Here is a 20,046-nt window from a genome sequence, read left to right on the forward strand (position 1 = left end):
CGGGGGAGGAGCGGAAGAGCGGCCATCCTAGGCGCCGCGACTCCGACGTGACCAACCGGTGGCCACGGCCTGCGCGACGTCTGTCAGTGCGGTGGTGTGCAATGGACCGCGTGCCTGCGCTCGACGAACCACTGAAGAAGCCGCTCGGAGCCGCCACCGCCGCGGCGACCACCGGGGCCGCCGCCCGCCCGCGGGAGGTGCCGTGCAGCTCGCCGACCCGCTGAAGAACCTGCTCGGCGCCGCCACCGCCAAGGTGATGGCGGAGCACATGGACCTCCACACCGTGGGCGACCTGCTCCACCACTACCCCCGGCGGTACGCGGAGCGCGGCGAGCTGACCGCACTGGCCGACCTGCCCCTCGACGAGCACGTCACCGTCGTCGCCCAGGTCGCCGACGCCCGCGTGCACACCTTCAACAAGGGCGGCCGCGGCAAGGGCCAGCGCCTTGAGGTCACCATCACCGACGGCAGCGGACGCATGCAGCTGGTCTTCTTCGGCCGCACCGTCCACTTCCACCAGAAGGAGCTGCTGCCCGGCCGACGCGCCATGTTCGCCGGCAAGGTCGGCCTGTTCAACCGCAGGCTCCAGCTCGCCCACCCCGAGTACAAGCTGCTCGACGCCGACAGCAGCACCGAGACCGTCAAGGCCTTCGCGAGCGAGCTGCTGCCCATCTACCCGGCCTGCAAGCAGCTGGAGTCCTGGACCATCGAGCAGTCCGTGGCCATCGCCCTGGACTCCATGGCCGCCACCGGCTGGGCCGGCCTCGTCGACCCGCTGCCGCCCGCCCTGCGCGAGGGCCGGGGCCTCACCGACCTGGCCGACGCCCTCGCCAAGGTCCACCGCCCGCACACCAAGGCCGACATCGCCGACGCCCGCGACCGCCTCAAGTGGGACGAGGCCTTCGTCCTCCAGGTCGCCCTCGCCCGCCGCCGCCACGCCGACACCCAGCTGCCGGCCGTCCCCCGCAGGCCCACCGAGGGCGGCCTGCTCGACGCCTTCGACGCCAAGCTGCCCTTCACCCTCACCGACGGCCAGCAGAAGGTGACCCGGGAGATCTTCGACGACCTCGCCACCGACCACCCCATGCACCGGCTCCTCCAGGGAGAGGTCGGCAGCGGGAAGACGATGGTCGCCCTGCGGGCGATGCTCGCCGTCGTCGACTCCGGGGGACAGGCCGCCATGCTGGCTCCCACCGAGGTCCTCGCCCAGCAGCACCACCGCTCGGTCACCGAGATGATGGGCGAGCTCGCCGAGGGCGGGATGCTCGGCGGGGCCGAGCACGCCACCAAGGTCGTGCTGCTCACCGGCTCGATGGGCGCCGCCGGACGGCGTCAGGCGCTGCTCGACCTGGTCACCGGCGAGGCCGGGATCGTCATCGGCACCCACGCCCTCATCGAGGACAAGGTGCAGTTCCACGACCTGGGCCTGGTCGTCGTCGACGAGCAGCACCGCTTCGGCGTGGAGCAGCGCGACGCCCTGCGCGGCAAGGGGAAGCAGCCCCCGCACCTGCTCGTGATGACCGCGACGCCGATCCCCCGGACGGTCGCCATGACCGTCTTCGGCGACCTGGAGACCTCCGTCCTCGACCAGCTGCCGGCCGGCCGGTCCCCGATCGCCAGCCACGTGGTGCCCGCCGCCGACAAGCCGCACTTCCTCGCCCGCGCCTGGGAGCGGGTCCGCGAGGAGGTGGAGGGCGGCCACCAGGCGTACGTGGTCTGCCCCCGGATCGGCGACGAGGAGGACCAGAAGCAGAAGCGGAAGGCGAGCCCCGCGGACGAGGCCGAGAAGCGCCCGCCGCTCGCCGTCCTGGAGGTGGCCGAGCAGCTGCGCACCGGGCCGCTCGCCGGTCTGCGCGTCGAGGTGCTGCACGGCAGGATGCACCCCGACGACAAGGACGACGTCATGCGCCGCTTCGCCGCCGCCGAGGTGGACGTGCTGGTCGCCACCACCGTCATCGAGGTCGGCGTCAACGTGCCCAACGCCACCGCCATGGTGATCATGGACGCCGACCGCTTCGGCGTCTCCCAGCTCCACCAGCTCCGCGGCCGCGTCGGCCGGGGCTCCGCCGCCGGCCTGTGCCTGCTGGTCACCGAGATGCCCGAGGCCGCCCCGGCCCGGCAGCGGCTCGGCGCGGTCGCCTCCACCCTCGACGGCTTCGAGCTCTCCCGCATCGACCTCGAACAGCGCCGCGAGGGCGACGTCCTCGGCCAGGCCCAGTCCGGCGTGCGCTCCTCGCTGCGGATGCTCACCGTCATCGACGACGAGGAGGTCATCGCCGCGGCCCGCGAGGAGGCCACCGCCGTCGTCCTCGCCGACCCCGACCTCACCGCCCACCCCGAGCTGCGCACCGCCCTCGACGCGCTGCTCGACAAGGACCGGGAGGAGTACCTGGAGAAGGGCTGAGCGGTGCACGGGCGGCCCGCACCGGCTCCGTCCGCCATAAGCTGGAGCCCACGCAACGCCCTATGGATGACGAGGACCCCAGATGACCCGCGTGATCGCCGGCAGCGCCGGCGGACGCCGACTCGCCGTGCCGCCGGGCACCGGCACCCGCCCCACCTCCGACCGGGCGCGGGAAGGCCTCTTCTCCACCTGGGAGTCGTTCCACGGTCTGGAGGGGGCCAGAGTGGCCGACCTGTACGCGGGCTCCGGCGCCGTCGGCCTGGAGGCGCTCTCCCGCGGCGCCTCGCACGCCCTGCTGGTCGAGGCCGAGCCGCGCGCCGCGAAGACCGTCCGGGACAACATCCGCTCGCTCGCCCTGCCGGGAGCCGAGCTGCGCACCGGCAAAGCGGAGCAGATCGTGACGGGCCCGGCGCCCGCGGAACCGTACGACCTGGTCTTCCTCGACCCCCCGTACGCCGTCGCGGACGCCGATCTTCGCGAGATCCTCCTCACAATGCGCTCGGGGGGCTGGATCGCCGAGGACGCCCTCGTCACCGTGGAGCGCAGCACCCGGGGCGGCGAGTTCGGCTGGCCGGACGGCTTCGCACCACTGCGGGCCCGTCGTTACGGCGAGGGAACGTTTTGGTACGGTCGCGCCGCCTCTACGTGCGAAGACGCACGATGACCGGACCGGAGAGCGAGGGACCCAAGTTGCGCCGCGCCGTCTGTCCGGGGTCATTCGACCCCATCACCAATGGACACCTCGACATCATCGCCCGCGCTTCCAAGCTGTACGACGTCGTGCACGTCGCGGTGATGATCAACCAGTCGAAGAAGGGCCTCTTCACCGTCGACGAGCGGATCGGACTGATCCGCGAGGTCACCGCCGACTTCGGCAACGTCGAGGTGGAGTCCTTCCACGGGCTGCTCGTCGACTTCTGCAAGCAGCGCGACATCCCCGCCATCGTCAAGGGGCTGCGGGCCGTCAGCGACTTCGACTACGAGCTCCAGATGGCACAGATGAACAACGGGCTCTCGGGCGTCGAGACCCTGTTCGTGCCGACCAACCCGACGTACAGCTTCCTGTCGTCCTCGCTGGTCAAGGAGGTCGCGGCCTGGGGCGGCGACGTCTCCCACCTGGTGCCCCCGGCGGTCCTCGGCCGGCTCACCGAGCGGCTCGCCGAGCAGCGCTCCGGGCAGTGACCCGCGGCCACCGCCCCTGACGCTCCGTCACCAGGTCCCGGACGGGGCCCGACTGGCCTTACAGTCGTCCCGTCCGTCTCCATCCAGCTGTAGAGAGTGGCGAGCCCCGGTGGACGTGCAGAAGAAGCTCGACGAGATCGTCACGACGGTCCAGAGCGCCCGGTCCATGCCCATGTCGGCGTCCTGCGTGGTCAACCGGGCCGAGCTGCTCGCCCTGCTCGAAGAGGTGCGCGAGGCCCTGCCCGGCTCGCTCGCCCAGGCGCGGGAGCTGATCGGCGGCCGGGAGCAGATGGTCGAGCAGGCCCGTCAGGAGGCCGAGCGGATCATCGAGGCCGCGCACGCCGAGCGCGGTTCGATCGTCTCCGACAGCCAGGTCGCCCGCCAGTCCCAGGGCGAGGCGGACCGCATCCTCACCGAGGCCCGCCGGGAGGCGGAGGAGATCCGCGCCGAGGCCGACGACTACGTCGACTCCAAGCTGGCCAACTTCGAGGTCGTCCTCAACAAGACCATCGGCTCCGTCGACCGCGGCCGCGAGAAGCTGCTCGGCCGGGGCCCCGGCCTCGACGCGGACGGGTACGCCGACGAGGACGCCCCCGAGTACAGCGCGGACCCGCAGACCCTGATCCACCGCGCCGACGCGTACGTGGACGCCAAGCTGGGCGCCTTCGAGGCCGTGCTCTCCAAGACCCTGGAGGCCGTGGGCCGCGGCCGGCAGAAGCTGCACGGCCGGATCGCCTCCGACGACCTCGCCGAGCACATGGCCGCCCAGGACGCCGCCGGCACCGCCGTGCACACCAGCGACGCCGACTACCTGGCCGGCCTCGCGGAGCTGGCCGACCCCGAGCCCGTGCAGATCCCGCAGCAGCAGGTCCCGCCGCAGCCGCAGCACGACCCGTACGGGTACGCCGCCCAGCAGCAGGTCCCGCAGGCGCAGCCGGTCCCGGTGCAGCAGACCGACCCGTACGGGTACCAGCAGCAGGACCCGTACGCGTACCAGCAGCCGCAGGGCGACCCGTACGGCTACGCCGCCCCGCAGCAGTACGGCTACGAGCAGCAGCCGGCCCAGCCCGCCCACCAGCCGCAGGCCGCCGCGCTCGACGAGACCAGCTTCTTCGACACGAGCATGATCGACCTGGAGCAGCTGCGCCGCTACGAGCAGGGGCACTGACCCGGGAGCCCACCCGGATTGGGTCCTGGGCGAAGCGTCCAGTATCCTGGCTCTTCGGTCGCGCGTATGCCCGCGATCCTTGCTGCCCACGGTCGGCAGCCCCCTCACGATGTGAACGATCCGAAAGCAGGAAGAGCCCTGAGTACGCGCCTCGACCACCGCGACCCCCTCGTGTTCGACACGCACGAGCTGGGGCGGCGTCCTGGCGCCCTCCAGCGGATCTCCCGCACGATCGACGCCCCCAGGGACCTGGGTGTCGCGGGGGTCATCGGAGTGCCCGAGGGCGCACCGGTGGAGATCGAGCTCCGACTCGAGTCGGTCATGGAAGGGGTGCTCGTCACAGGCACCGCCCGTGCATCGGCCGAGGGGGAGTGCGTAAGGTGTCTGGAGTCCGTGGAGCTTGAGCTCGACGCCGACTTCCAGGAGATGTTCTCGTACCCCGACTCCGACGACCGGGGCCGCTCTAGGGCGGCCGCGGACGACGAAGCCGAGGCCGACGAGGACATGATCCCCCTCGAGGACGGCATGTTCGACCTCGAGCCGGTGCTGCGTGATGCGGTGGTGCTCGCACTGCCGATGCAGCCGGTGTGCCGGGAGGACTGTGAAGGTCTGTGTTCCACCTGTGGAATCAACCTGAACGAGAACCCGGACCACCACCACGACGCCGTCGACATTCGTTGGGCGGCACTGCAGGGACTCGCCGGTTCGCAGGGAACCGATGAGAAGGACAACATGAGCGGCTCCTCTGACGGTGACGTCCGAAGCGCCGCCGAGAAGCAGGAGAAGTAGCCGTGGCTGTTCCGAAGCGGAAGATGTCGCGCAGCAACACGCGCCACCGCCGGTCGCAGTGGAAGGCTGCGGTCCCCACCCTGGTTTCGTGTGAGCGTTGCCAGGAGCCGAAGCTGCAGCACATCGCGTGCCCGAGCTGCGGCACCTACAACAAGCGCCAGGTCATCTCGGTCTGAGTGGCTGGTGAGAGGCACGATGTCTGACCACGTCAACACAGCCTCGTCCCACACGCTTCTGGAAGGGCGGCTCGGGTATCAGCTCGAGTCCGCCCTTCTGGTGCGTGCGCTCACCCACCGTTCGTACGCGTACGAGAACGGCGGTCTGCCCACCAACGAGCGTCTCGAGTTCCTCGGGGACTCCGTGCTCGGCCTGGTGGTCACGGACACGCTCTATCGCACCCACCCCGACCTGCCCGAAGGCCAGCTGGCCAAGCTGCGGGCCGCGGTGGTCAACTCGCGTGCGCTGGCGGAAGTGGGCCGCGGCCTCGAACTGGGCTCCTTCATCCGGCTCGGCCGGGGTGAAGAGGGCACGGGCGGCCGGGACAAGGCCTCCATCCTCGCCGACACCCTCGAAGCGGTGATCGGCGCGGTCTATCTCGACCAGGGTCTCGACGCGGCGGGTGAGCTGGTGCACCGGCTCTTCGACCCGCTGATCGAGAAGTCCTCGAACCTCGGCGCAGGCCTGGACTGGAAGACCAGTCTCCAGGAGCTGACCGCGGCCGAGGGCCTGGGTGTGCCGGAGTACCTCGTCAGCGAGGAGGGTCCGGACCACGAGAAGATCTTCACTGCTGCTGCCCGCGTCGGTGGTGTCTCGTACGGCACCGGCACCGGCCGCAGCAAGAAGGAAGCGGAACAGCAGGCGGCAGAGTCCGCGTGGCGCGCGATCCGCGCGGACGCGGACGAGCGCGCGGCGGCGGCGAAGGCCGCTGCCGAGACCGCTTCCGACAACGGTGGGGAAGAGGTCGCCGACCCCTCTTCCGCCGAGGGCCAGGCCCCGGCCTGACCCGCTCGCTTCCCGAAGCCCCCGCCCCCTTCCCGGGGACGGGGGCTTCGTCGTGCCCGGGCGGTTGTAGGCTGCGGACATCACCCGCAGGAACCGTTCCGGAGGAGTCCCGTGCCCGAGTTGCCCGAGGTCGAGGTCGTACGACGCGGTCTTGAGCGGTGGGTCGCCGGACGGACGGTCGCCGAGGTCGAGGTCCTGCACCCCCGGGCCGTACGGCGCCATCCGGCGGGCGGCGCGGACTTCGCGGCCCGGCTGCGGGGAGAGCGGTTCGGCACCGCGCGGCGGCGGGGCAAGTACCTGTGGCTGCCGCTCGCCGACACCGACGCCTCCGTGCTCGGTCACCTCGGCATGAGCGGGCAGCTGCTCGTGCAGCCCGAGGGCGCGGCGGACGAGAAGCACCTGCGGATCCGGGTGCGCTTCGCCGACGCCACCGGCACCGAGCTGCGCTTCGTCGACCAGCGGACCTTCGGCGGGCTCTCGCTGCACGACAACACGCCCGACGGGCTGCCGGACGTCATCGCGCACATCGCGCGCGATCCGCTGGACCCGCTCTTCGACGACGCCGCCTTCCAGGCGGCGCTGCGGCTGCGGCGCACGACGGTCAAGCGCGCTCTGCTCGACCAGTCGCTGATCAGCGGCGTCGGCAACATCTACGCCGACGAGGCGCTGTGGCGCTCGAAGCTGCACTACGACCGGCCGACCGCCACCCTGACCCGGCCGCGTTCGGCCGAGCTCCTCGGGCACGTGCGGGACGTGATGAACGCGGCCCTCGCGGCCGGCGGCACCAGCTTCGACGCGCTGTACGTCAACGTGAACGGCGAGTCCGGTTACTTCGACCGGTCGCTCGACGCGTACGGGCGGGAGGGGGAGCCGTGTCACCGCTGCGGCACGCCGATGCGCCGGCGCGCGTGGATGAACCGGTCCAGCTACTTCTGCCCGCGCTGCCAGCGCCCGCCGCGCGTCACGGCCTGACCGGCCGGACCGACCGGGCGTCCCTCACGGCGCGACCGGCGCCGCGCGCTCCGCGTCGTAGGTCTCGCGGGCCACGAGCACCTGGTCCATCCGACCCTCGACCAGGTGGATGAGGCCCAGCAGCCGCTCGGCGACCTCCTGGCCCAGCGGGGTGAGCCGGTAGTCCACGCGCGGGGGGTTGGTGGGCTGCGCCTCGCGGTGCACCAGGCCGTCGCGCTCCAGCGCGTGCAGCGTCTGGGACAGCATCTTCTCGCTGACGCCGTCCACCCTGCGCCGCAGCTCGTTGAAGCGGAACGTGCCCTCGTGGAGCGCGCCCAGCGTCAGGCTGCCCCAGCGGCCGGTGACGTGCTCCAGCGTGCCGCGGGAGGGACAGGACTTGGCGAAGACATCGAAAGCGAGGTCCGGGTCGTCGGTCATGCTCTCTACCATACTCGCGCACAGCGCTGTGCAGAGGGATGCGCTGCATCGAAGGTTGCGCTATCGAAAAGTTAGTGCTCTACTTCCTGTCGTCACCCCTTGCCGTCCTTCGCCCCGCCGAGGAGCTCTTCCATGACCACGCCCGTCGTCTCCATCGCGTACCACTCCGGCTACGGCCACACCGCCGTCATCGCCGAGGCCGTCCGGAACGGGGCCGCCGACGCCGGCGCCACCGTCCACCTGATCAAGGTCGACGAGATCACCGACGCCCAGTGGGAGCTGCTCGACGCGTCCGACGCGATCGTCTTCGGCTCGCCGACCTACATGGGGACCGCCTCCGGCGCCTTCCACCAGTTCGCCGAGGCGAGCTCGAAGCGCTGGTTCGCCGACGCCTGGCTGGACAAGCTCGCGGCGGGCTTCACCAACTCCGCCTCGAAGAGCGGCGACAAGCTGCACACCCTGCAGTTCTTTCAGACCCTCGCCGGCCAGCACGGCATGACCTGGGTCAACCTGGGTCTGAAGCCCGGCTGGAACAGCAGCACCGCCTCCGAGAACGACATCAACCGTCTCGGCTTCTTCTCCGGCGCCGCCGCCCAGACCCCCAGCGACCTGGGCCCCGAGGCCGTGCACAAGGCCGACGTCGCCACCGCCGAGCACCTCGGCCGCCGCGTCGCCGAGACCGCCCGCACGTTTGCGCTCGGCAAGGCCGCGGCCTGACCCGCGCACCCATGCGAAAGGCCCCGTCACCACAGTGGTGACGGGGCCTTTCGCATGGGTGCGCGGGTGGGCGGGGACGGGGATCCGGGATCAGAAGCCGAAGTCCTGGGTCCACCACGGACCGCCGTCCGCGAAGTGCACCCCCACGCCCAGTGTCGTGTAGTCGCAGTTCAGGATGTTCGCCCGGTGCCCGTCGCTCGCCATCCAGGACTTCATCACCGCGGCCGCGTCCACCTGGCCGCGTGCGATGTTCTCGGCGCCCAGGCCGCTGACGCCCGCCTTCTCGGCACGCACCCACGGGGTCCGGCCGTCCGGGTCCGTGTGGTCGAAGAAGTTCCGCGCGGCCATGTCCGCGCTGAAGGCGCCCGCCAGGGACGCGAGCTGCGCGTCGGAGCGGACCGCGACGCAGCCCACCTTGGCGCGCTCGGCGTTCACCAGCCGGACGACCTCCGCCGCGGCGGCCGTCTCGCGGCCGGCCAGGGAGCGGACGGTGGCCACCGGCTCCGGAGCCTCGGTCGTCGGCGCCTGGGTCGGGCGAGCGGTCTTCGAGGGAGTGGGCGCCGGAGCCTTCGGGCTCGGCGCTGCCGTCGTCTTCGACGGGGTGGGCTTCGGCGAGGGCGTCGCCGGGGTGGCGGCCTTGCCGTTCCCCGTGCCCGTCGTGCGCTTCGGCGCGGTGTCGCCGGCCGGAGTCGCCGAGGCGCCGCCCTGCGTCGTCAGGCTCGGCGCCTGCTGCGCGGCCACGCGCTCCTTGCCGCCCGAGCCCGCGCTGCCCACGGTGAACGTGTCGCCGCCGGGCAGCAGGCCCGAGGTGACCGCGATCGCGCCGATGGCGACCGCGGCGGAGACACCGAGCAGTCCGGTGCGTACCGGCGCGCCGCGTCGCGCGCCCCGATGGCGTCCCATCCGCTGCCTCCTTGAAGAGCGATCTTTGCTGGTGTTTGCTTCTGTGGATGCTGTCGAACGGGACTCGGCCAACCGGGTGACTCCCATTCCGTCGGGACTGTACGCCATGACATGCGGGGCTGACGTGCTCCTTCGGTAATCCGCCCGCTAGCGTGCAGCCATGAACGACGACGTACGGATGACCGCCTGGGTGCGCGGCCGGGTACAGGGAGTGGGCTTCCGCTGGTTCACCAGGGCAAACGCACTGGAGATCGGAGGGCTCGTGGGCTTCGCCCTGAACCTCGACGACGGCCGGGTGCAGGTCGTGGCCGAGGGGCCGAGTGAGAATTGCCACCGTCTGCTGGACTGGCTCCGCTCCGGCGACACGCCCGGGCGCGTGGACGGAGTCACTGAGATATGGGACACGCCCCGCGGCATCTACGAGACCTTCTCGATCCGCTGAACCCGCCCGGCGATCTTGTCCGAACGCCCCCGCGCGACGGTCCGTGAGGGGCGCGCGGGGGGCGCTCACGGCGTACGAAGAAGGGGTGCCGACAGCGGAAACCCCCTGGTGGTTGCCAAGAAGGGCTTGCCGTGCCAGGCTGCGCGAGTAAGGATGATCTCCAGAGCCCCAGGGCACCGAGTTGCGAGGCGCCGCCGCCCTTCCCGCGGCCGCAGACCCCCCGGTAGCCCTTGATACGGGGCGTGATCGTGTTGACCGTCAAACTTTTTGGTGAGACTCTGGAAGCCCCGCGCACCTTAGCTGTCCGACCGTGAGAACCGGCACGACAAAGAGCATGGTCGGGCACCGCGGGTGCGAATCCCTCACGACCCACACCGCTTCGGTCGGTCACTCAGTGTGGAGGACCATCCATCATGGCAAAGGCGCTTCTCGGTTACGTCGGCGGCTCCGACCCGCGACTCCTCGCCGAGATGCGACGGCTTCAGCAGCGCGTCCAGGACCTCGAGTCCGAGCTGGTTCGGATCCAGTCCGAGAACGACGCGCTTGCCGCTGCCGCCGCTCAGCACGGAGAGTCGCTGTTGGACAGCATCGACCTCGACGTTCCCAAGGCGGAGCCTGCGCTCACCTGACGCCCCGTGCCGGGGCACCGGTGAGAAACACTCTCGCTAGCACTGCTAGATATGCAAGGGGCGCCCAGGCGTCCCTTCTTTCTTGCGACACCTCTTTCACGCGCCACCGCGGTCCCCCCGTCCCCGTCCTTGGGGGAGGGTGTGCCCTGCGCGTTCACGGGCGAAACCCGACACCCCGGGTAGAGTCCGCTGGCGTGCATCTCAAGGCCCTGACGCTCCGCGGTTTCAAGTCGTTCGCCTCCGCCACCACGCTGCGGTTCGAACCGGGGATCACCTGCGTCGTCGGCCCCAACGGCTCCGGCAAGTCCAACGTCGTGGACGCGCTCTCCTGGGTCATGGGCGAACAGGGGGCCAAGTCGCTGCGCGGCGGCAAGATGGAGGACGTCATCTTCGCCGGCACGACCGGGCGGCCCCCGCTCGGCCGCGCCGAGGTGTCGCTGACCATCGACAACTCCGACGGCGCGCTCCCCATCGACTACGCCGAGGTCACCCTCACCCGGATCATGTTCCGCGGCGGCAGCAGCGAGTACCAGATCAACGGCGACACCTGCCGGCTGCTCGACATCCAGGACCTGCTCTCCGACTCCGGCATCGGCCGCGAGATGCACGTCATCGTCGGGCAGGGCCAGCTCGACTCCGTCCTGCACGCCGACCCCATGGGGCGACGCGCCTTCATCGAGGAGGCCGCGGGCGTCCTCAAGCACCGCAAGCGCAAGGAGAAGGCGCTGCGGAAGCTGGACGCGATGCAGGCCAACCTCGCCCGCGTCCAGGACCTCACCGACGAACTGCGCCGCCAGCTCAAGCCGCTCGGCCGGCAGGCCGCGGTCGCCCGCCGGGCCGCCGTCATCCAGGCCGACCTGCGCGACGCCCGGCTGCGGCTGCTCTCCGACGACCTCGTACGCCTCAGGGAGGCACTGAAGGCCGAAGTCGCCGACGAGGCCGCGCTGCTCGCCCGCAAGGAGTCCACCGAGGCCGAGCTGAAGGCGGCGCAGGCCGCGGAGGCCGCGCTGGAGGACGAGGTGCGCCGTCTCGCGCCCCGGCTCCAGCGCGCCCAGCAGAGCTGGTACGCGCTCTCGCAGCTGGCCGAACGGGTGCGCGGCACCGTCTCGCTCGCCGATGCCCGCGTGACCAGCGCGACCGGTCAGCCCGTGGAGGAGCGGCGCGGGCGCGACCCGGAGGACATGGAGCGCGAGGCCGCCCGGGTCCGCGAGCAGGAGGCCGAACTGACGGCCGCTCTGGAGGCCGCCGAACGGGCCCTGGAGGACACCGTCGCCCACCGCGCCGAGCTGGAGCGCGCCCTCGCCGTCGAGGAGCGGCGCCTCAAGGACGTGGCCCGGGCCCTCGCCGACCGCCGCGAGGGGCTGGCCCGGCTGCACGGGCAGGTCAACGCGGCCCGCTCCCGCGCCGCCTCCGCGCAGGCCGAGATCGACCGGCTCGCCGCCGCCCGCGACGAGGCGCGTGACCGCGCGGTCGCCGCGCAGGAGGAGTACGAACAGCTGAAGGCCGAGGTGGACGGCCTCGACGCCGGCGACGCGGAGCTGGGGGAGCGGTACGAGGCCGCCCGCCGGGAGCTCGCGGTCGCGGAGTCCGCGCTGGCCGCCGCCCGCGAGGCCGTCGGCACCGCCGAACGCGCCCGCGCCGCGGCGGGTGCCCGGCGCGACGCGCTCGCCCTCGGCCTGCGCCGCAAGGACGGCACGGGCGCGCTCCTCGCCGCCGGGCTCGCCGGTCTGCTCGGCCCGGCGGCGGAGCTGCTCACCGTCGCCCCGGGGTACGAGGTCCCGGTCGCCGCCGCCCTGGGCGCCGCCGCCGACGCCCTCGCCGTCACCGGTCCGACGACGGCGGCCGAGGCCCTCCGCCTGCTCCGCAAGCAGGACGCGGGGCGCGCCTCGCTGCTGCTCGCGGGCGCGGAGGGGCAGCACGAAGACCCGGCAGACCCGGCAGACCCGGCACAGCCGGCGGACCCGGACGGCCGGGTGGACCCCGCCCCGCCGGCGGGCGCGGTGCCCGCCGCCCCGCTCGTCTCCGGTCCGGCCGACCTCCTCGGCGCCGTGCGCCGGCTGCTCCGGGACGTCGTCGTGGTCGACGGGCTCGACGAGGCCGTCGAGGTCGTCCGCGCCCGGCCGGGGCTCACGGCGGTCACCGCCGAAGGGGACCTGCTCGGGGCGCACTTCGCGCAGGGCGGCGCCGCGGGCGCGCCCAGCCTCCTGGAGGTGCGGGCCTCCGTCGACGAGGCGGCGGCGGAACTGGCCGAACTGGACGTGCGCTGCGAGGAGCTGGCGGCCGGGCAGGAGGCCGCCGCCGGACGCGGGCGCGCCGCCGCCCGGCTCGTCGAGGAGCTGGCCGAGCGGCGCCGGGCCGCCGACCGGGAGAAGTCGTCCGTCGCCCAGCAGCTCGGGCGGCTCGCCGGACAGGCCAGGGGCGCCGCCGGGGAGGCCGAGCGGACCGCCGCGGCCGCCGCGCGTGCGGCGGAGGCCCTGGAGAACGCGCTGGCCGAGGCGGAGGAGCTGGCCGAACGGCTGCTCGTCGCCGAGGAGGCGTCCCTCGGGGACGGAGCGGACGAGGAGCCGGACGGGGCGGTCCGCGACCGGCTCGCCATCGACGGCTCCAACGCGCGCCAGACCGAGATGGAGGCCCGCCTCCAGGTCCGTACCCACGAGGAGCGGGTCAAGGGCCTGGCCGGGCGGGCCGACTCCCTGGACCGCGCCGCCCGCGCCGAGCGCGAGGCCAGGACCCGCGCCGAGCAGCGCAGGGCCCGGCTGCGCCACGAGGCGGAGGTCGCCGCGGCCGTCGCCTCGGGCACCCGCCAGCTGCTCGCCCACGTGGAGGTCTCCGTGGTGCGCGCCGAGCGGGAGCGGGCCCTGGCCGAGGCGGCGGAGGGCGCCCGCGAGCAGGGCCTCGGGGCGGCCCGCCACCGGGGCCGCGAGCTGAAGGCGGAGCTCGACAAGCTCACCGACTCGGTGCACCGCGGCGAGGTCCTGGGGGCCGAGAAGCGGTTGCGGATCGAGCAGCTGGAGAGCCGTTCGCTGGAGGAGCTGGGGGTGGAGCCGGCCGCGCTGGTCGACGAGTACGGTCCGCACCGGCCCGTACCGCCGTCGCCGCCGGCCGAGGGTGAGGAGCTGCCGGAGGACCCGGAGCATCCGCGCAACCAGCCGCGGCCCTTCGTCCGTTCGGAGCAGGAGAAGCGGCTGAAGGCCGCCGATCGGGCGTACCAGCAGCTCGGCAAGGTCAATCCGCTCGCCCTCGAGGAGTTCGCGGCCCTGGAGGAGCGCCACCAGTTCCTCTCCGAGCAGTTGGAGGACCTGAAGAAGACCCGGGCCGATCTCCTTCAGGTCGTGAAGGAGGTGGACCTGCGGGTCGAGCAGGTCTTCACGGAGGCGTACCGTGACACGGCCCGCGAGTTCGAGGGCGTGTTCTCCCGGCTCTTCCCCGGCGGCGAGGGCCGGCTGGTGCTCACCGACCCGGACGACATGCTCCGCACCGGCATCGACGTCGAGGCCCGTCCGCCGGGCAAGAAGGTCAAGCGGCTCTCCCTGCTCTCCGGGGGCGAGCGCTCGCTGACGGCCGTGGCGCTGCTCGTCTCCATCTTCAAGGCCAGGCCGAGCCCGTTCTACGTGATGGACGAGGTCGAGGCGGCGCTGGACGACACCAACCTCCAGCGGCTGATCAGGATCATGCAGGAGCTCCAGGAGTCCTCGCAGCTGATCGTCATCACCCACCAGAAACGCACGATGGAGGTCGCCGACGCGCTGTACGGCGTGTCGATGCAGGGCGACGGCGTCTCGAAGGTGATCAGCCAGCGGCTGCGGTGAACGGGCCGGACCGGCCCCACTGCGCCTCAGGTGAGCCGCAGACCCCAACCCGTCGTTCAAAGGTTGAACTCAAGCCACCTTGAGATGCCTATTAAGTCACACGACATCGGCTATTGACTTCGAAACTTGAAGGCATAGTCTCTGACGCGTTGCTTCTACCTTCAAGTGGTCGGCGCCGTGAAGTTGTGCGCCACTTGAAGGGCTCGCCCCCCACCGCACCGGCGACGCTGCCGGAGCCCCGAGGAGTCCTTGTGACCAGCACCGCGCAGGCGCCCACACCGCCGCCGTCCGAAGGGCGTTCAGCCCATCCGGACCACATCGGACACGTCATCTTCATCTCGGCCTCGGCCGCGATGGGCGGCTTCCTCTTCGGCTACGACAGTTCCGTCATCAACGGCGCCGTCGAGGCCATCCGCGACCGGTACGACATCGGCTCCGCGGCCCTGGCCCAGGTCATCGCCATCGCCCTGATCGGCTGCGCCATCGGCGCCGCCACCGCCGGCCGGATCGCCGACCGCATCGGCCGCATCCGCTGCATGCAGATCGCCGCCGTGCTCTTCTCCATCAGCGCCGTCGGCTCCGCACTGCCCTTCGCCCTGTGGGACCTGGCCTTCTGGCGCATCATCGGCGGCTTCGCCATCGGCATGGCCTCGGTGATCGGCCCCGCCTACATCGCCGAGGTCGCCCCCGCCGCGTACCGCGGCCGCCTCGGCTCCTTCCAGCAGGCCGCGATCGTCATCGGCATCGCCATCTCCCAGCTGGTCAACTACGGCATCCTCCAGCTGGCCGACGGCGACCAGCGCGGCGAGATCGGCGGTCTCGAGGCCTGGCAGTGGATGCTCGGCGTGATGGTCGTGCCCGCGCTCCTCTACGGCCTGCTCTCCTTCGCGATCCCCGAGTCCCCCCGCTTCCTCATCTCCGTCGGGCGCGTCGACCGCGCCAAGGAGGTGCTCGCCGAGGTCGAGGGCCACGGCGTCGACCTGGACCACCGGGTCGCCGAGATCGACCACGCCATGCGCAGCGAGCACAAGTCCACCTTCAAGGACCTGATGGTGGCCGGCACGAGGTTCAAGCTGCTGCCGATCGTCTGGGTCGGCATCGGGCTCTCCGTCTTCCAGCAGCTCGTCGGCATCAACGTCGCCTTCTACTACTCGGCGACCCTGTGGCAGTCCGTCGGCATCGACCCGTCGAGCTCGTTCTTCTACTCGTTCACCACGTCGATCATCAACATCGTCGGCACCGTGATCGCGATGGTCCTGGTGGACCGGGTCGGCCGCAAGCCGCTCGCCCTCGTCGGCTCGATCGGCATGGCCATCGCGCTCGCCTTCGAGGCCTGGGCCTTCTCCGCCGACCTCGTCGACGGCAAGCTGCCCACCACCGAGGGCGTCGTGGCGCTCGTCGCCGCCCACGTCTTCGTCCTCTTCTTCGCCCTCTCGTGGGGCGTGGTGGTGTGGGTCTTCCTCGGCGAGATGTTCCCGAACCGGATCCGCGCCGCCGCCCTCGGCGTCGCCGCCTCCGCCCAGTGGATCGCCAACTGGGCCATCACGGCCAGCTTCCCGTCCCTCGCGGACTGGAACCTCTCCGGCACCTACATCATCTACACGGTCTTCGCCGTGCTCTCGATCCCCTTCGTGCTCAGGTACGTCAAGGAGACCAAGGGCAAGGCGTTGGAGGAGATGGGCTAAACCCCGCTGCCCCTCTCCTCGCACACGAGACCGCCCCGGCCCGAGGCCCGACGCCCCGAGCCGGGGCGGTTCGGCTATGCCTTGAGCCGGGGCAGCACGGCGTCGCAGAACAGGCGCACGCTCCGCCAGCCCTCCTCGACCGGCATCCCGCCGCACAGCGGATGCAGCACCAGGCTGTCGAGCTCCCGCCCGAGCGCCACGCACTCCTCGGGCGTCACCACCCGGTAGACCCCCTCCGCGCGCAGCTCCGCCACGCTCCCCGCACCCGAGCGGACCGCCGAGCGGATGTCCTTCGACTGCCAGGACGCGTAGGTGTGCGCCTCGTGCAGGAAATGCTCCCCGAACTCCGCCCAGGTCCGGTCCGGGTCCTCCGACACGTGCAGCAGCGGGGTCTCGCGGGCCGGCATCATCGTCCAGCCCTCCGTGCCGTGCGCGGCGCACTGCTCCCGGTAGTACGTCTCCAGCTCGGGCAGGTGCGCGCTCGGGAAGAAGGGGAGCCCCAGCCGGGCCGCCCGCCGGGCCGCCGCCTTGGACGAGCCGCCGACCAGGAGCAGCGGGTGCGGCTGGGTGAAGGGCCGCGGGGTGATCCGTACCGTACGGCCCTGGTACGTGAAGGGCTCGCCCGACCAGGCCGTCAGCAGGGTCTCCAGGAGCAGGTCCTGCAGCTTGCCGCGGCGGCCCCAGTCGACCCCGCGCTCCTCGTACTCCTCCGGCCGGTAGCCGATCCCGGCGACGGTCACCAGCCGGCCCGCGCTCAGCAGGTCCAGGACGGCGATCTCCTCCGCGAGGCGCAGCGGGTCGTGCAGCGGGCCGATGATCGCGGAGACGGTGACGGCGATCCGCCGGGTGGCGCCGAAGACGGCCCCGGCGAAGGCGAAGGGGGAGGGGAGCCAGTTGTTGACCGCCCCGTGGTGCTCCTCGGTCTGCACGGTGTCGACGCCGTGCGCGTCGGCGTGGGCGGCCATCTCGACGGCCGCCCGGTAGCGGGCCGAGAGGGAGGCCGGGTCCGCGTGCGGATCGACGAGGTTGAACCGTACGACGGTGAACGGCATGGGAAGTCCCCCTCCACGGGTGCGTCGGAGGGGGACGGTATCTGACGTCGCGTCAGATGGAAACGGTCGCGCGCGTCCGGTCGGATTCCTCGCCGGACTCCACGGCCGCCCGCGCCGCCCGCTCGCGGGGGAGCACCGCGTACAGCACGCCCGCCACCACGATCGTCGCCGCCCAGCCGAGACCGTTCCGCCCGATCCAGGACGACGCCAGCGGGCCGGAGAACCAGTCGACCTTGGTGAACAGCAGGCCCACCACCAGCGCCACGCCCCACGCGGCCATCGCCTGCCAGGCGAAGCCGCCCCGGTACCAGTACGCGCTGGTCCGGGTGGTGTCCATCAGCGCCTCGGCGTCGTACGTCCGACGCCGCAGCATGTCCACGCCGAAGACGCCGATCCACGCCGAGAACGCGACCGCGAGCAGGGTCAGGAAGGAGATGAACGAGCCGATGAAGCTGGTCGCCACCACCATCAGCAGGAAGCCGAAGATCAGGCTGATCACCGCGTTCACGCTGACCGCCGCGGCCCGCGGCACCTTGATGCCGAGGGTCTGCGCGGTGAAGCCGGCCGAGTACATCGACATCGAGTTGATCAGCAGCATCCCGATCAGGGCGATGAGCAGGTACGGCACCGAGATCCAGGCCGGCAGCAGCTCGCCGATGAAGGAGACCGGGTCCTGGGCCGAGGCCAGGTCCGGCGTCGAGACCGCCATCACCGCGCCCATCAGGACCATCGGCAGCACCACGATGCCGGCGCCGCCGACGGTCGTGCCGACCAGACCCCTGGAGGAGGCGTCGCGCGGCAGGTAGCGGGTGAAGTCGGGGCCGGACGGCACCCAGCTGATGCCGCCCGCCGCGATGGTGCCGACACCGGCCACCAGCATCGCCGTCGAGCCGGCCGGCTTGGCGAAGACCGCCGACCAGTCCGTGTTCGCCACCAGGTAGACGAGGACCAGGACGGAGAAGGCGCCGAAGAGGTACGTCGACCACTTGCTGCACACCCGCAGCGCGTTGATGCCGAGCCCGGAGACCAGGAAGGTGCAGGAAACGAAGAGCAGCAGCGTCACCACGATGAGCGCCGTGTTGGACTTCACACCGAACAGCAGGTCGAGCACGGTCAGCACCGCGTAGGCACCGGTGACCGCGTTGATGGTCTCCCAGCCCCAGCGGGCCACCCAGATCAGCGCGCCCGGGAACAGGTTCCCGCGCTGCCCGAAGACCGCGCGCGACAGCGCCATGCCGGGCGCCCCGCCGCGCTTGCCCGCGATCGAGATCAGCCCGACGATCCCGTACGACAGGACCGGCGCGGCCACCGCGACGAACAGCACCTGCCAGAAGTTCAGGCCGTTGAACACGATCAGGCCCGCGCCCATGGTGAGCAGCAGCACACTGATGTTGGCGGCGACCCAGGTGGGGAAGAGCTCACCGACCCGGCCGGTCCGCTCGGCGTCGGGGACGGGTTCGAGGCCGCGGCTCTCCAGCGTGCCGCCGCTCGGCGCGCCTTCGGTCTCGGAGGCGTGGGGCATGGGGGTACTCCGTACACATGTGGGGGGACCCACCCAGACTACGTGCTCCTCGAACGGTCCTTCCGTGGCCGATACTGGACGGGTTATGGAACTCATCCTTGCTGTAGTCATCGCTCTGGTCGTCGCGGTCGCCGTGACCAGCGGACTCGTGATCAGCGGTCGCAAGAAGAAGCAGCTGCCGCCCGCCGAGCCGCCGTCCACCACGCCGACCATCACCGCTCCGCCCGCCGAACCGCACGTCGGCGACGAGGCGGAGACGCCGCGGGAAGAACCACGCCGCACCGTCGAAGAGGTCACCCTCCCCGCCACCGAGGCCCCGGAGGCCGTCGCCCCCGTCGAGGAGCCGGTCGCCGAGGTCCCCGGGATCGAGGTGCCCGAGCCGACCGCCGGCCGCCTCGTGCGGCTCCGGGCCCGGCTCGCCCGCTCCCAGAACTCGCTCGGCAAGGGGCTGCTGACGCTCCTGTCCCGCGAGCACCTCGACGAGGACACCTGGGAGGAGATCGAGGAGACCCTCCTGACGGCCGACGTCGGCGTCGCCCCCACCCAGGAACTGGTCGAGCGTCTGCGCGACCGGGTCAAGGTGCTCGGCACCCGCACCCCCGAGGAGCTGCGCGGCCTGCTGCGCGAGGAGCTCGTCGCCCTCCTCGGCGCCGACCTCGACCGCGCGGTCAGGACCGAGAGCCCCGAGAACGTCCCGGGCGTCGTGATGGTCGTCGGTGTCAACGGCACCGGTAAGACCACCACCACCGGCAAGCTGGCCCGGGTGCTCGTCGCCGACGGCAAGTCCGTCGTCCTCGGCGCCGCCGACACCTTCCGCGCCGCCGCCGCCGACCAGCTCCAGACCTGGGGCGAGCGCGTCGGCGCCCGCACCGTGCGCGGCCCGGAGGGCGGCGACCCGGCGTCGATCGCCTACGACGCGGTCAAGGAGGGCATCGCCGAGAAGGCGGACGTCGTCCTCATCGACACCGCCGGCCGGCTGCACACCAAGACCGGTCTCATGGACGAGCTCGGCAAGGTCAAGCGCGTCGTCGAGAAGCACGGCCCGCTCGACGAGATCCTCCTCGTCCTGGACGCCACCACCGGCCAGAACGGTCTGATCCAGGCCCGCGTCTTCGCCGAGGTCGTCGACATCACCGGGATCGTCCTCACCAAGCTGGACGGCACCGCCAAGGGCGGCATCGTCATCGCCGTCCAGCGCGAGCTGGGCGTCCCGGTCAAGCTGATCGGCCTGGGCGAGGGCCCGGACGACCTCGCCCCGTTCGAGCCCGGCGCGTTCGTCGACGCGCTGATCGGCGACTGATCCGCCACCGTACGACGAAGGCCCCTGCCGGATGCGGCGGGGGCCTTCGTCGT

18 protein-coding genes are annotated in these 20,046 nt (G+C 71.9%); 14 read left to right on the plus strand and 4 right to left on the minus strand.

Going from position 1 to position 20,046, the window contains the following annotated elements; genetic code table 11:
- Positions 1-202 precede the first annotated feature (202 nt).
- The 8 genes from recG to mutM all read left to right on the plus strand — a co-directional run bounded on the left by recG (position 203) and on the right by mutM (position 7,517).
- Positions 203-2,404 (plus strand): ATP-dependent DNA helicase RecG, encoded by a 2,202-nt coding sequence (recG, locus tag OG309_RS27050; RefSeq protein WP_402546680.1) that lies wholly within the window; start codon positions 203-205, stop codon positions 2,402-2,404.
- An 82-nt stretch (positions 2,405-2,486) separates the two neighbouring features.
- Positions 2,487-3,068 carry a 16S rRNA (guanine(966)-N(2))-methyltransferase RsmD gene (rsmD, locus tag OG309_RS27055; RefSeq protein WP_329424577.1) on the plus strand — a complete coding sequence of 194 codons (582 nt, stop codon included), beginning with the start codon at positions 2,487-2,489 and terminating at the stop codon, positions 3,066-3,068.
- A gap of 26 nt (positions 3,069-3,094) precedes the next feature.
- On the plus strand, positions 3,095-3,586 hold the full coding sequence (gene coaD / locus OG309_RS27060; RefSeq protein WP_329428554.1) for a pantetheine-phosphate adenylyltransferase: 492 nt from the start codon (positions 3,095-3,097) through the stop codon (positions 3,584-3,586).
- A 109-nt stretch (positions 3,587-3,695) separates the two neighbouring features.
- Positions 3,696-4,754, plus strand: coding sequence for a cell division initiation protein (locus OG309_RS27065; RefSeq protein WP_329424579.1), 1,059 nt, complete (start codon positions 3,696-3,698; stop codon positions 4,752-4,754).
- A 66-nt stretch (positions 4,755-4,820) separates the two neighbouring features.
- Complete coding sequence (locus OG309_RS27070) at positions 4,821-5,543, plus strand: YceD family protein (protein WP_329424580.1); 723 nt, start codon at positions 4,821-4,823, stop codon at positions 5,541-5,543.
- Between the two features lie 2 nt (positions 5,544-5,545).
- Entirely contained in the window at positions 5,546-5,719 is a 174-nt protein-coding gene (rpmF, locus tag OG309_RS27075; RefSeq protein WP_329424582.1) for a 50S ribosomal protein L32, read from the plus strand.
- A gap of 19 nt (positions 5,720-5,738) precedes the next feature.
- Positions 5,739-6,545, plus strand: coding sequence for a ribonuclease III (gene rnc / locus OG309_RS27080; protein ID WP_329424583.1), 807 nt, complete (start codon positions 5,739-5,741; stop codon positions 6,543-6,545).
- 111 nt (positions 6,546-6,656) lie between these two features.
- Positions 6,657-7,517, plus strand: a complete 861-nt coding sequence (gene mutM / locus OG309_RS27085; RefSeq protein ID WP_329424585.1) for a bifunctional DNA-formamidopyrimidine glycosylase/DNA-(apurinic or apyrimidinic site) lyase — start codon at positions 6,657-6,659, stop codon at positions 7,515-7,517.
- Between the two features lie 24 nt (positions 7,518-7,541).
- Here mutM and OG309_RS27090 read toward each other — a convergent pair whose 3' ends face one another.
- A complete protein-coding gene (locus tag OG309_RS27090; RefSeq protein WP_329424586.1) occupies positions 7,542-7,934 on the minus strand; it encodes a winged helix-turn-helix transcriptional regulator in 393 nt (130 codons plus the stop codon).
- 132 nt (positions 7,935-8,066) lie between these two features.
- Between OG309_RS27090 and OG309_RS27095 the strand changes: the two genes are divergently transcribed.
- Positions 8,067-8,651 carry a flavodoxin family protein gene (locus OG309_RS27095; protein WP_329424588.1) on the plus strand — a complete coding sequence of 195 codons (585 nt, stop codon included), beginning with the start codon at positions 8,067-8,069 and terminating at the stop codon, positions 8,649-8,651.
- Positions 8,652-8,741: 90 nt separating this feature from the next.
- Here the strand turns inward: OG309_RS27095 and OG309_RS27100 are convergent, their stop codons facing one another.
- Complete coding sequence (locus OG309_RS27100) at positions 8,742-9,554, minus strand: CAP domain-containing protein (protein ID WP_329424590.1); 813 nt, start codon at positions 9,552-9,554, stop codon at positions 8,742-8,744.
- A gap of 160 nt (positions 9,555-9,714) precedes the next feature.
- On the opposite strand from OG309_RS27100, the gene OG309_RS27105 reads away from it, so the two are divergent.
- From OG309_RS27105 to OG309_RS27120, 4 genes are all read left to right on the plus strand, one after another.
- Positions 9,715-9,996: an acylphosphatase gene (locus OG309_RS27105; RefSeq protein ID WP_329424592.1), complete on the plus strand. Its 282-nt coding sequence runs from the start codon at positions 9,715-9,717 to the stop codon at positions 9,994-9,996.
- A gap of 413 nt (positions 9,997-10,409) precedes the next feature.
- Positions 10,410-10,625: a hypothetical protein gene (locus tag OG309_RS27110; protein ID WP_329424593.1), complete on the plus strand. Its 216-nt coding sequence runs from the start codon at positions 10,410-10,412 to the stop codon at positions 10,623-10,625.
- A gap of 194 nt (positions 10,626-10,819) precedes the next feature.
- A complete protein-coding gene (smc, locus tag OG309_RS27115; RefSeq protein ID WP_329424594.1) occupies positions 10,820-14,434 on the plus strand; it encodes a chromosome segregation protein SMC in 3,615 nt (1,204 codons plus the stop codon).
- A gap of 251 nt (positions 14,435-14,685) precedes the next feature.
- The gene (locus OG309_RS27120; RefSeq protein ID WP_329424596.1) at positions 14,686-16,119 is read left to right on the plus strand and encodes a sugar porter family MFS transporter; all 1,434 of its coding nucleotides are present in this window, start codon (positions 14,686-14,688) and stop codon (positions 16,117-16,119) included.
- Positions 16,120-16,193: 74 nt separating this feature from the next.
- On the opposite strand, the gene OG309_RS27125 is transcribed toward OG309_RS27120, so the two are convergent.
- A complete protein-coding gene (locus OG309_RS27125) occupies positions 16,194-17,171 on the minus strand; it encodes an LLM class flavin-dependent oxidoreductase (RefSeq protein ID WP_329424598.1) in 978 nt (325 codons plus the stop codon).
- 52 nt (positions 17,172-17,223) lie between these two features.
- Positions 17,224-18,693, minus strand: a complete 1,470-nt coding sequence (locus tag OG309_RS27130) for a cytosine permease (RefSeq protein ID WP_329424599.1) — start codon at positions 18,691-18,693, stop codon at positions 17,224-17,226.
- A gap of 85 nt (positions 18,694-18,778) precedes the next feature.
- On the opposite strand from OG309_RS27130, the gene ftsY reads away from it, so the two are divergent.
- A complete protein-coding gene (gene ftsY / locus OG309_RS27135; protein WP_329424600.1) occupies positions 18,779-19,993 on the plus strand; it encodes a signal recognition particle-docking protein FtsY in 1,215 nt (404 codons plus the stop codon).
- The last annotated feature ends 53 nt before the right edge of the window (positions 19,994-20,046 follow it).

This window comes from Streptomyces sp. NBC_01268, assembly GCF_036240795.1.
In the GTDB taxonomy this organism is placed as follows: Bacteria; Actinomycetota; Actinomycetes; order Streptomycetales; family Streptomycetaceae; genus Streptomyces.